Below are 12,511 nucleotides of genomic sequence, written 5' to 3'. Positions count from 1 at the left end.
ACTTTCATTAAATGCGCTTAACGCTTGACAACAAAATGCCTTAACATATGAAATAAAATACTTTAAAAACAATATATTAAATATTATTCCGTTTCTTTCACGCAACACCACTATTTAACCTACTCTTCCTCCGGGTTTACTCTGTCAACTGAGCCAAATACCTCGTTATTAGTCCACGAATCTAGTCCGGAAGGATAAAAAATCGACGCGACCTGTTCCATATACACATCCCTGAAACGTCACCTCGCTGACACGCAACGTTCATCTTGATCTTCTACCGTCGTGCCCAGAACGGTAAGAGGAGCGAATATGTTTAGTCTCGATAACGTACTTGACGACCTGTGGCCCCAGGCAAGGCCCGCGCCCTGGCAAAAAAACCTGTTAAGACGCCTGCTGCATGAGGAAGAATTCCAGGCCTTTGCCAACAATCATCCGCACCTCCGCGGGCTGGATATGATTGAACAAGTCCTGGATCACCTACACATCCGCTGCAATATCTCTCCCCGCGAATTAGAAAACATCCCCGAACACGGCCCCGTGGTGATTATGTCCAACCACCCAACCGGCACCCTTGACGGGCTGGCGCTGCTGTACGCCGTTTCCCGCGTTCGCCGGGATGTCAAAGTGGTGACCAACCGCCTGCTTAATCACCTCGAGCCGCTGAGTTCGCTGTTTATTCCGGTCGACAATATCAATGGCCGCACGCCTAAATCGTCCCTTGTGCTGATGGACAGGCAGCTGCAAAACGGCGGCGTGCTGATTTTCTTCCCGGCGGGCGAAGTTTCTCGTTTATCTCGCCAGGGCATTGCCGACGGGCACTGGCACACCGGCTTTATTAAGCTTGCCGCAAAATACCGCGTACCGCTGCTGCCGGCGTTTATTCATGCCCGTAACAGCGCACTGTTTTATGCCAGCGCGCTGGTTTCCCCTGCGCTGCCGATGGTGCTGCTGATGCAGCAGATGTTTCGCCGCCGCAACTCCAACCTGCCGGTAACCCTTGGTCAGCGTATTCCGTGGGAAAGCTGGCATAGCCCGCAGCAGGCCCCGCGAGAGCTGGCTAAGAAGTGCCGCCAGCACGTTCAGCTGCTGGGCAAAGGGCTTTCAGGCAAGTTCACGACGGAAAGCGCCATTGCCCGGGCGGAAGACCGCGCCACGCTGCGCCGGGAGCTGGCACAAGCGGAATGCCTGGGCCGCACCGCCGACGACAAAGTGATTTATCTTTGGCAGCGCAGCGACTCAAAAGAAGAGGCTCCGCTGCTGCGCGAGCTGGGCCGGCTGCGTGAGATTGCCTTTCGCGCCGTGGGTGAAGGGTGCGGCAAACGCCGGGATGTGGATCGTTATGATGACGATTACCTGCATCTGATCCTCTGGGACGAACAGGATCTGGAGATCGTCGGCGCATACCGCTTTATGCCAACCGCACGCCAGATTGAAAAACGCGGCGTAGACGGGCTGTACAGCTACAGCCTGTTTCACTACGACGAGAAGATGGACGATGTGCTGCAGCACGGTATCGAGCTGGGGCGCAGCTTTATTCAGCCTCGCTACTGGGGTCGCCGTGGCCTGGACTATTTATGGTCGGGCATTGGCGCTTATCTCGCCCGTTACCCGCAGTACCGCTATCTGTTTGGCCCGGTATCTATTTCCGGAGGCCTGCCGCCGGACGCACGCGATCTTCTGGTGGCGTTTTACCGACTGTGGTTCCCGGCGAGCCATCCGCTTGCCGCCTCGCGTAGCCCATACCCGGCGAGCCTTCCCGCCGTGCTGGCGCAGTTCAAAGGGGAAGACTACGGTGAAGATCTCACCCGCTTAAAATCACTGCTCAGTAATATGGGCTGCGGCATTCCGACCCTCTATAAGCAGTATTCAGAACTCTGCGAACCGGGCGGCGTACAGTTTATTGATTTCGGCAGCGATCCGGCCTTCAACAACTGCGTCGACGGGCTGGTTTTGGTTGATTTAACGTTCCTGAAAAAGAGCCGCTACGAGCGGTACGTCGGGATGCATTTATCGGGGCTGGCATAGCAGTTCTTTAAGGCGGGAGAAACAGCCTCCCGCCTCACTCTCGGTTGGCAAAGCCCATTGACCACATTTTTAGTGGTACAATTCTCGCTGTTTTCCTTCTTTCCGCCGACAAACCATGACCACCACCGAATTTAAGCGCCCAAAACTGACGCTGCCGGACGGCGCAAGCAAGTTGCTGCTGCATACCTGCTGCGCGCCCTGCTCTTCCGAAGTGATAGAGGCTTTGCTTGCCTCTGGCATCGACTTTACGATTTTTTTCTACAACCCCAATATCCATCCGCAACAGGAATATCTCATCCGCAAGGAAGAGAATAAGCGTTTTGCTGAGCAACATGGCGTGCCCTTCATCGACGCGGATTATGACGTCGATAACTGGTTTGCGCGTGTGAAAGGCATGGAGTGGGAACCCGAGCGTGGAGCCCGCTGCACGGTCTGTTTTGATATGCGCCTGGAGCGCACCGCGCTTTATGCCGCAGGGCACGGTTTCGGTGCAATTTGCAGTTCTCTGGGGATTTCACGCTGGAAGAATTTTGAGCAGGTCTGCGACTGCGGCCAGCGGGCGGCGGCTCGTCATCCGGGAATGTTTTACTGGACCCACAACTGGCGTAAGCAAGGCGGCTCCGCGCGCACGGTAGAGATCTGCAAACGCGAGCAGTTTTATCAGCAGGAATATTGCGGCTGCGCTTATTCTCTGCGCGATGCTAACGCTTACCGTAAGTCACAGGGAAAAGCGTTAATAAAACCGGGTAAATTTATTTCTGTTATATAGAGTTAACATAAAAGATTAACAGGCCGTTGAGCCTGTTAATCCTTTTTATCTCTTCAGGATCCTAGCGCTTAGCTGGCAACTTTTTGCCATCGTTGTTGTACAGTACGGCGCTTATCAATAAGAGGGGCATGTTGAGGAGTAGACACCATGCCATTGCCTCTTTCAATGAAGCTCTGCTGCCAGTGTGTTGGTAGCGCTGTATTCGTGGATGCATAAAAGTTAAACAACTCCTCACTGGTATCAAAAATACTCCATGCGCCCTTATGCACCATCGCTACCGGGAATGGCCCTGGCCGGGCAACTATGCCAAGGTAGCCGTTATCTTTAACCACCTTATCGTTTTCATACTCCCACATGTAAGGGACAAAACTGACCTGAGGCCCGTGACGAATAACATTCATAGCCGTCAATTCGAAAGGTCTGGAGGGATCAACTTGCGCAACCCCCCTGTTAATCAGATCTTTTACACCTCTTTCTTCAGCACTTTCCGCTGCGGGTATGTGACCTCTCCCCCCCGAGAATTTAATAATATCGTGCATATCATAATCACCGGTGTACGGCGTGATCACTTTATGTTTGATCCACGAATTCACCAATTCATTATCCATAGTAGAAGTAAGACTTATTGGGTAAGCTAAATCCTCTCCACCAGCTTTGTTATGAGCATAAATTCCCTGCACTCCAGATTTATCCCACTTGCCAACCCGACCCACAAAGCCGCTTGCTTTTGCCTGTTCAAGCGCCGCCCCAGCTTTTTCCCCATAAGACGATTTCAGAGATCCAGGTTTAATGGTTTTCTCAAGAATATTATGGCCCTTTGCTGCAGCCCCTTCGCCCAAAGCTGTAATAGTAAAAGTACCAGCCTCTCTGACGCTCATGGCGATATTTTTTTCAATGGATATGCGTTCAAACACCTGCATATGTAAAGGGTGAACAAAGGCTTCTCCGACTAATTTCCTTGCGCTTTGTCCTTCACGGAGTAATCCATTGCTGTCATGGAAAGACGTAGGATTGTTTCCTACCAGCAAATACAGATTCAGCCCGTCCACCGTGCCCGCAGGGTCAGCGCTCAGCCAGCGGCCTACCCACGGCTGATAATAGCGGTAGCCGTAGTAATACAGCCCCGTCGCGTCCCGCTCTTTGCCCGAGTAACGGATAGTTTTATAGTTGGCTTCAGTCTGGCTTCTGGCCGCCAGAATGGCCGTGCCGCCGTACGGGTAGTACTCTTCCATGCTAATCAAGTTGCCGCTGCCGTCCAGCTCCAGCTGGCTGCCGCCGGTGAGATTGTCGTAGCTGTAGCGCAGCGGGTCGTTGTTCAAGCCCGCCGGTTTGCCCGCCGCCCAGTGCAGTACCCGCACCTGCGCCCGGCCCGCCTCACCCACGGTGATGACCTGCAGGCTTTCCGTTTCCGTACTGCCGGTTTGGGTGGTTCGCAGCTCCAGCCCCGGCAGGTACAGCGCCCGCTGCGTCTGCGTGCTGTTCCCGGTTTGCTGCGTGCTCACCTTCAGGACGCGCTGACTGCCGCAGTCATAGCGGTAGCTTTCGCTGTCGCTCGCCTTGCCGTCGCGCTGTACAGGACTCACTTTCAGCAGCTCGTTGCGCGCCGTCCAGTTCAGCGTCTGACCCGGCTGCAGCTGTTTTTGCTGTCCGCCCGGCGTGAACAGCCCGTCCACATCCGACGGACTTTTTGCCAGCGTGCTCAACACGCCCCGGTTGCTGCGGTCGCTTATCGTGATATCCGTGGTGTAGCGGTTGTTGGTCGCCGCCGCGTTGTGGCGAATCCGCGTCAGATTGCCGCCGTTATCGTAGGCGTAAGTCCGGGTGTAGCTGGTGAAAGCGGCACTGTCTGTCGGCAGGGGGATGGCGGCGGTAGGGAACTTACTGCTCTGCTGGCCCGCGTTTGCCATCTCGCGCCCGGTGGTGCTGACCAGCTGGTACAGGCTGTCGTAAACGTAGGTATTTTCCGGCACCACTTTCTGGTTTCGCCAGAAGCGCGTCTCTTCCGCGTCGTTGCGGATGCTCAGCACGTTGCCCACAGGGTCGTAGTCGTAGCGCAGGTCCTGCAGGACTTTTGCCCCTGAGGCGTGTCCCGCCGGACGTTCGGTTTTAATCCCCGTCAGGCGCTGCGTCTCAGGTTCATACGAGTAGGTGGTCACCACGCCGTTGCCGTGTTCTTCGCGCAGTTTCTGCCCGGCGGCGGAACAGGTCAGCGATTTCACGATGACCTGCTCCTGGCCGCCTTTCAGCGTCAGCCAGCTGCCCGCCAGCAGGCCAGCTATGTCATACGCCACGCGCTGTACGTTACCTTTTGCATCGGTGGTGGTAAGGACGGCGCCAGTCGCGTCGGCGGTGCTCTGCGTGGTCAGCGTTTCTGTGCCCAGCAACTCGTTCCAGGCGGATGCATCCGCCCCCTGCCAGTCGGCCACGTTATCCGGGTTATCGGCGTCTTTCAGCAGGCGACGGGTGACGGACTGCGGTACGCCGGTCAGGGCTATCGCGTCGGTCTGTTCCTGACCGGCGGTATCGTAATGGCTGATGCACAGCCCCGCCAGGTTCAGTTTTTTTTCTGCCGCACTGTTGCCTGCGTATACAAAGCGCTCCGCAATGCGGGCGGTTTTGCCTGTGACCTGTACCGTCACGCTCAGCGGACGCCCGGCGAGTGAAGCCGCTTCATACTGCCAGGTGTGCGTCACCGCCTCGCTCTTGTCTCCGGTGACGCCGACATTGCTGACCGCGATAAAAGGCCGCCCGGCCACGTCGTTCAGGCTCACGGTGGTGCCGTTGTCCACGCCCTGGGCGCACAGCACGTTACCGGCCAGGTCAGTGATGTACGTGAAGTTTGCCAGGCCCGTAGCCTGCAGGCGCGGGTCGGCGCTGCGGCTCAGAAACCCGCCAGGATTATACTGCTGCCGGGTGATACGTTCGTTGGTGGTGGTCAGGGTGTCAGGATGACGGTGATATTCGATACTGCGGACGCTCAGGCCCCGGTTGTCGAGAACCGTGACCGAAGGGGTGTGGCTGAACAGCGATGTATGCATAGATTCCTCTCGATAGTTAACTACGCACCCTACTCCCGGCATTGAGACCCCAGGGAGCAGGGCGTTATTTGTTACTGGGATGCCGTGTCGTTCACGTCTTCAGCAAACGTAAACCACGGCGTGAACAGTGTTTTCCTGAAGTCTCCTTTTGCCGTTTTAACCTGATATTCCCGGCCTATTGCATCGAAGTAGTGAGTGTCGGCATACAGAATGTGTGAGGCGGCATCCGCGACGATTCGGCCGCCATCCAGCTGCTGTCACAATAGACCAGACATTGCGCCACCGGGATCGTGGTAATGATAGCCAGCGCCTCTTCTACCATCGTCGGGACGGGGAAGGTACTTTTTCTGTCGAAGGCTGTGTGTACCCCTGCGCCACGCCGTTTTCAGTCCCCCAGAACCGAGAGCTGGTCGGCCGTCCCACGCGTCCAGAGAGACTAACTGATGGTTATCGTTAGGATCGATGAGGTGATTGGGCGTCAGGAAACGATAGCCATAATCCGCATGGGTTCCGGCCCCAGCGGCATCCTGAATATACGTCACGGCACAATAATGGGTATCCCAGGTGATGGATGTTTTCCCGGTCAGCAAGGTGTCTTGCTGTTGCAGAGGGCGATAGTACTGGCTGGCAGAGCCAAAGGCCGTGAAACCTTTGCGGGCAACCCAGACCTTAGACTCACTGGTCAGCGCCAAAGGCCGAGTGACTGAGATATAACCGGCCTGCATCAGTTGCACGGTCAGCATCACGCCTAAATCTTTCAGCAGCTTAGCATCATATTGACTAAAACGGGGCGTAAAATGTGACCAGGCTCACGTGTCACCTGACCAGTATTCAGCAGGCAGCGTGTCATCAACGGTACGCACGCCGGTTGCGAACCAGCTCACGTGCCGGGAAGGAACGATAATATTATCTGAACCCGTGGCCTCCAGCTTGCGGGCCAGGGATGCCCACTTCGCCCAGGCCCATTGCAGAAGCCAGCGGTGCAACGTCAACGCTGCCAGCCACCACGGAGGTCAATAGCCTCCGCCGTTTATTCTTATCCGTCGCCAGCGTGTCTTCTTCATTCCCTGCCCCTGGGGTCAGGGTCTCTTCCACCAACAAGGTGAGGAATGGTCTGAGTTTGAAATTCGCGTCGGTATCGCACCAAAGCGTTACGAAGAATGTAGAAAAGTTTCGGGTGGATGCACCAGAGAAGGATTGGAGCGGGCGAAGGGAATCGAACCCTCGTATAGAGCTTGGGAAGCTCTCGTTCTACCATTGAACTACGCCCGCTTTGAGGTGCGTGAGGCATTATAGACTTTCAGCTCTCGCTGGCAAGTGCCTTTGTGTCCAGGTGATGGTTTTTCAAGCACTTTTTAGACTAACAAGAGGGTTTAAGGTAGCGCTGCGGGTCGATCGCCGTAGCGCGATAGCGAATCTGGAAGTGCAAACGCACAGAATCTGCCCCCGTGTTGCCCATCGTGGCAATTTTCTGCCCGGCCTTCACTTTCTCACCCGTATTCACCAGCATCGTGTCGTTATGGGCATAAGCGGTGATGTACTCTTCGCTGTGTTTGATCATCACCAGATTGCCATAGCCGCGCAGCTGGTTACCGACGTAAACCACCGTACCCGCGCCGGAAGCATAAATGGGCTGCCCGCGAGAACCGGAGATATCAATGCCTTTATTGCCGCCGTCGCTGCTGGAGAACGGCTCAACAATGTTGCCCTTCGTCGGCCATAACCAGCAACGAGCCCCCACCGGCGGCGGTGCTACTTTGGCAATGGACGAGTTTTGTGTGCGAGAAGGCGCTGGGGTGTTTTTTGCCGTGGCGGTATTTTTCGGCCGGCTTGCAGAGCCTGAGCCTTTGATCCGAATACGCTGGCCCACCTGGATGGTGTAAGGCGCAGGTATCCCGTTCAGCCGGGCGAGATCGCCCACGCTACTGCCGGTCATTCTGGAGATTTTAGAGAGCGTGTCGCCGCGTTTAACGGTGTAAACCGCGCCGCTGAAGGTGCCTTCGTTTCGGGTGCTTTTGGCTGATTTCGAGGAGGAGCAGGCCGTCAGCATCAGGCTCGTCATGATAATGAAAGCGGTGATGTGCCAGCGTTTAAAAATGCTTTCCTTGCGCAAACCAGTCCCCGGTAACGTTGATGAACTTGAGGGAAATCCCTCCCCTTGCGGAGAGGGAGAAAGATGTTACTTAGTCGGACGCAGAGCCGGGAACAGGATAACGTCGCGGATGGTGTGGCTGTTGGTGAACAGCATAACCATACGGTCGATACCAATGCCCAGACCCGCCGTTGGTGGCAGACCGTGCTCCAGGGCGGTGACGTAGTCTTCGTCGAAGAACATGGCTTCGTCGTCGCCTGCCGCTTTCGCATCAACCTGATCCTGGAAGCGCTGCGCCTGGTCTTCCGCATCGTTCAGCTCGGAGAAGCCGTTCCCGATTTCACGGCCGCCGATGAAGAACTCAAAGCGGTCGGTGATTTCAGGGTTTTCGTCGTTACGGCGCGCCAGCGGAGAAACTTCAGCCGGGTATTCGGTGATGAAGGTCGGCTGAATCAGGTGGCTTTCCGCAACCTCTTCGAAGATCTCGGTCACGATACGGCCCAGACCCCAGCTCTTCTCGATTTTGATGCCGATGCTTTCCGCGATGGCTTTCGCAGAGTCGAAATTATCCAGATCGGCCAGGTTGGTTTCAGGCCGGTGCTTTTTGATAGCTTCACGCATGGTGAGTTTTTCAAACGGCTTACCGAAGTCGAAGGTTTCTTCACCGTACTGCACTTCGGTGGTGCCCAGAACATCCTGCGCCAGGGTGCGGAACAGGGATTCGGTCAGCTCAATCAGGTCTTTGTAGTCCGCGTAGGCCATATAGAGTTCCATCATGGTGAACTCTGGGTTATGACGCGGAGAAATGCCTTCGTTACGGAAGTTACGGTTGATCTCGAAGACGCGGTCGAAACCACCCACCACCAGGCGCTTCAGGTACAGCTCAGGCGCGATACGCAGGTACATGTCGATGTCCAGCGCGTTGTGGTGCGTGATGAACGGCCGGGCAGACGCGCCGCCAGGAATCACCTGCATCATCGGGGTTTCAACTTCCATAAAGTCGCGACCCACCATGAACTGGCGAATACCGGCCATGATCTGCGAACGCACTTTGAAAGTGTTACGAGAGTCATCGTTAGCGATGAGATCCAGGTAACGCTGACGGTAGCGGGTTTCCTGATCGGCCAGGCCGTGGAATTTGTCCGGCAGCGGACGCAGCGCCTTGGTCAGCAGACGCAGTTCGCTACAGTGAATGGACAGCTCGCCGGTTTTGGTTTTGAACAGCTTGCCGCGCGCGCCCAGGATATCGCCCAGGTCCCATTTCTTGAACTGCTCGTTGTAGATGCCTTCCGCCAGGTCGTCGCGGGACACATACAGCTGAATACGGCCGCCAACGTCCTGCAGCGTCACGAAGGAGGCTTTCCCCATGATACGGCGGGTCATCATACGGCCAGCCACGCTTACCTCAACGCCCAGGTCTTCCAGCTCTTCGTTCTCTTTCGCATCGAAGTCAGCGTGCAGTTGGTCTGAGGTGTGGTCACGACGGAAATCGTTCGGGAATGGGATACCCTGCTCACGCAGAGCCACCAGCTTCTCACGGCGCGCTTTCAGTTCATTATTAAGATCGGCTGCTGCGTCAACGCCCTGTGCTTGTTGTTCAGACATGTTGGTTCCTCATAACCCTGCTTTCAAACTTGCTTCGATAAATTTGTCCAGATCGCCGTCCAGCACCGCCTGCGTATTACGGGTTTCAACCCCGGTACGCAGATCTTTAATGCGGGAGTCGTCGAGGACGTAAGAACGAATCTGGCTGCCCCAGCCGATATCCGATTTGTTGTCTTCCAGCGCCTGCTTCTCAGCATTCTTTTTCTGCATTTCCAGCTCGTACAGCTTCGCCTTCATCTGCTTCATCGCCTGGTCTTTGTTCTTATGCTGAGAACGGTCATTCTGACACTGGGTCACGGTACCGGTTGGAATGTGGGTAATACGTACCGCGGATTCCGTACGGTTAACGTGCTGACCACCCGCACCGGATGCGCGATATACGTCAATGCGCAGGTCCGCCGGGTTGATGTCGATATCAATGTCGTCGTCCACTTCCGGGTAAACAAACGCGGAGCTGAACGAGGTATGGCGGCGGCCACCGGAGTCAAACGGACTCTTACGCACCAGGCGGTGAACGCCGGTTTCGGTACGCAGCCAGCCAAAGGCATAGTCGCCCTGAATGCGGATTGTCACGGACTTGATGCCCGCCACTTCGCCTTCGGACTCTTCAATAATTTCGGTTTTGAAACCGCGAGCTTCTGCCCAGCGCAGGTACATACGCTCCAGCATGCTTGCCCAGTCCTGCGCTTCCGTACCGCCGGAGCCTGCCTGGATGTCGATATAGCAGTCGGCGCTGTCGTACTCACCAGAGAACATGCGGCGGAATTCAAGCTGCGCCAGCTTGGCGTCCAGCCCGTCCAGCTCGGCAACGGCCTCGTTAAAGGTCTCTTCGTCGTCGGCTTCTACCGCCAGTTCGAGCAGGCCGGAAACGTCTTCCAGGCCCTGGGCCATCTGGTCTAAAGTCTCGACAATCGCTTCCAGCGAGGAACGTTCTTTCCCCAGCGCCTGTGCGCGTTCAGGTTCGTTCCAGACATCGGGCTGTTCCAGCTCGGCGTTTACTTCTTCGAGGCGCTCTTTCTTGGCATCGTAGTCAAAGATACCCCCTAAGAACGTCGCTGCGCTCTGTGAGGTCCTGGATGCGGCTTTTTACCGGGTTAATTTCAAACATGCGTAATTTCTTATGTTGATTTCAGAAGACGAAATGCAGTCGTAAACCAGAAAGTTTACCGGATTTACGCCGCATTTTGTAGCTTTGTCCTTGACATATAGCCAAGTAATTAACGCTGCGGCAGCGTTAAGAACGCGGGCTATATCGGCCAGAGATGATCGATCAAAAGCTGCACGCTTCGGTTGCCGCGAAACTCGTTCACGTCCAGCTTGTAGGCCAGCTCAACTTCGCGCACGCCGTTGTCCGGCCAGCGGGTGGTATCCACGTTGAAGGCGATACCGTCCAGCAGCGGGCCGCCGCCGACAGGCTCCACCATCACCTTCAGGTGGCGCTCGCCTACCAGACGTTGCTGGAGGATGCGGAATTTGCCGTCAAACAGCGGCTCCGGGAACATTTGCCCCCACGGCCCGGCATCGCGCAGCATCTCCGCCACTTCCAGCGTCATCTCCTGAGCAGACAGCGGGCCATCTGACCAGATTTCACCCTGTAGTAGCGCCGGATCCAACCATTCACCGATCAGGTCACCAAAGCGCTGGCGGAACTCCTCAAAGCGAGCCTCTTCCAACGACAGGCCGGCGGCCATTGCGTGACCACCAAATTTCAGCATCATGCCAGGGTAAAGCGTATCCAGACGCTCTAAGGCATCGCGCATATGCAGCCCCTGAACCGAGCGACCAGAGCCTTTCAGCGTGCCGTCTCCCGCAGGTGCAAACGCGATTACCGGGCGGTGGAACCGCTCTTTGATGCGCGAGGCCAGAATGCCGACCACGCCCTGATGCCACTCCGGGTGATACATCGCCAGGCCATAAGGCAGTTCTTCGCTGCTGCGCTCCAGCTGTTCGCACAGCGTCAGCGCTTCAACCTGCATGCCCTGTTCAATCTCTTTACGCGTTTGGTTCAGCGCGTCCAGTTCGTTGGCCAGCATCCGTGCTTCGCCAATGTTCTCACTGAGCAGCAGCGCCACGCCAACCGACATATCATCCAGTCGTCCAGCGGCGTTCAGGCGCGGCCCCAGCGCAAAACCTAAATCGCTGGCGGCGATTTTGTGCGGCTCACGGTTAGCCACTTCAAGCAGTGCGCGAATACCGGGGCGGCATTTACCTGCCCGAATACGGCTCAGGCCTTGCCAGGTCAGAATGCGGTTGTTGGTATCCAGCGGAACCACGTCCGCCACGGTGCCCAGCGCCACTAAATCGAGCAGTTCCGCAAGGTTTGGAATGGCCAGCCCACGCTGTTCAAACCAGCCGTTATCACGCAGATGCGTGCGCAGCGCCAGCATCAGATAAAACGCGACGCCGACACCGGCCAAAGATTTAGACGGAAACGCGCAGTCTGCAAGATTAGGGTTAATGATAGCTTCAGCGGCGGGAAGCGTTTCCCCCGGCAGGTGGTGATCGGTCACCAGCACCGGGATCCCCAGCGCATGGGCTCGATCAACGCCCGCATGGGAAGAGATCCCGTTGTCGACGGTCACTATCATCTGCGCGCCGCGGGCGTGAGCCTGATCGACTACTTCCGGGCTAAGCCCGTAGCCATCTTCAAAGCGATTGGGCACCAGGTAGCCAACATTTTCAGCGCCCATACTGCGTAGTGCCAGAACGCTCAGTGCGGTGCTGGTCGCGCCATCGGCATCAAAATCGCCCACCACGATGATGCGCAGGCCTTCGCGAAAGGCGTTGTAAAGCATCACGACGGCCTGATCTACGCCGCTGAGCTGCTGCCACGGCAGCATTCCTTTTACGCCACGTTCCAGATCCTGCTCATCACGCACGCCCCGGCTGGCATACAGCCGCTGGAGCAAAGAAGGCAGCGTAGCCGGAAGCGCCACCGAGCTGTCAACGGCCCGGCGGCGGAGTTGCGTTTGCTGTTTCACC

9 protein-coding genes and 1 tRNA gene are annotated in these 12,511 nt (G+C 56.4%); 2 read left to right on the top strand and 8 right to left on the bottom strand.

Annotated features, from left to right (window positions below; genetic code table 11):
• Positions 1 to 309: 309 nt before the first annotated feature.
• A complete protein-coding gene (locus tag JT31_RS15870; RefSeq protein WP_038479188.1) occupies positions 310 to 2,025 on the top strand; it encodes a lysophospholipid acyltransferase family protein in 1,716 nt (571 codons plus the stop codon).
• A gap of 115 nt (positions 2,026 to 2,140) precedes the next feature.
• The gene (locus JT31_RS15865; RefSeq protein ID WP_038479185.1) at positions 2,141 to 2,794 is read left to right on the top strand and encodes an epoxyqueuosine reductase QueH; all 654 of its coding nucleotides are present in this window, start codon (positions 2,141 to 2,143) and stop codon (positions 2,792 to 2,794) included.
• A 68-nt stretch (positions 2,795 to 2,862) separates the two neighbouring features.
• On the opposite strand, the gene JT31_RS15860 is transcribed toward JT31_RS15865, so the two are convergent.
• From JT31_RS15860 to recJ, 8 genes are all read right to left on the bottom strand, one after another.
• Positions 2,863 to 5,832: an RHS repeat domain-containing protein gene (locus JT31_RS15860; protein WP_038479182.1), complete on the bottom strand. Its 2,970-nt coding sequence runs from the start codon at positions 5,830 to 5,832 to the stop codon at positions 2,863 to 2,865.
• Positions 5,833 to 6,089: 257 nt separating this feature from the next.
• The gene (locus JT31_RS15855; protein WP_144244052.1) at positions 6,090 to 6,578 is read right to left on the bottom strand and encodes a hypothetical protein; all 489 of its coding nucleotides are present in this window, start codon (positions 6,576 to 6,578) and stop codon (positions 6,090 to 6,092) included.
• Positions 6,579 to 6,641: 63 nt separating this feature from the next.
• A complete protein-coding gene (locus JT31_RS23885; RefSeq protein WP_158399824.1) occupies positions 6,642 to 6,818 on the bottom strand; it encodes a hypothetical protein in 177 nt (58 codons plus the stop codon).
• A gap of 212 nt (positions 6,819 to 7,030) precedes the next feature.
• A tRNA-Gly gene (locus JT31_RS15850) sits at positions 7,031 to 7,104 on the bottom strand.
• Positions 7,105 to 7,192: 88 nt separating this feature from the next.
• Positions 7,193 to 7,945 (bottom strand): amidase activator ActS, encoded by a 753-nt coding sequence (actS, locus tag JT31_RS15845; RefSeq protein WP_081948194.1) that lies wholly within the window; start codon positions 7,943 to 7,945, stop codon positions 7,193 to 7,195.
• 66 nt (positions 7,946 to 8,011) lie between these two features.
• Entirely contained in the window at positions 8,012 to 9,529 is a 1,518-nt protein-coding gene (gene lysS, locus JT31_RS15840) for a lysine--tRNA ligase (protein WP_038479176.1), read from the bottom strand.
• Positions 9,530 to 9,538: 9 nt separating this feature from the next.
• A protein-coding gene (prfB, locus tag JT31_RS15835; RefSeq protein ID WP_144244051.1) for a peptide chain release factor 2 occupies positions 9,539 to 10,637 on the bottom strand; the annotation gives its coding sequence in 2 pieces (ribosomal slippage) (positions 9,539 to 10,561 and positions 10,563 to 10,637; 1,098 coding nt in all).
• Positions 10,638 to 10,776: 139 nt separating this feature from the next.
• The gene (gene recJ, locus JT31_RS15830; protein WP_038479170.1) at positions 10,777 to 12,510 is read right to left on the bottom strand and encodes a single-stranded-DNA-specific exonuclease RecJ; all 1,734 of its coding nucleotides are present in this window, start codon (positions 12,508 to 12,510) and stop codon (positions 10,777 to 10,779) included.
• Position 12,511 lies beyond the last annotated feature (1 nt).

The sequence above is a fragment of the Cedecea neteri genome (genome assembly GCF_000757825.1).
GTDB lineage: Bacteria > Pseudomonadota > Gammaproteobacteria > Enterobacterales > Enterobacteriaceae > Cedecea > Cedecea selenatireducens.
The sequence above is the reverse complement of the archived record's forward strand: the minus strand, read 5'-3'. Positions and strand labels throughout refer to the sequence as shown.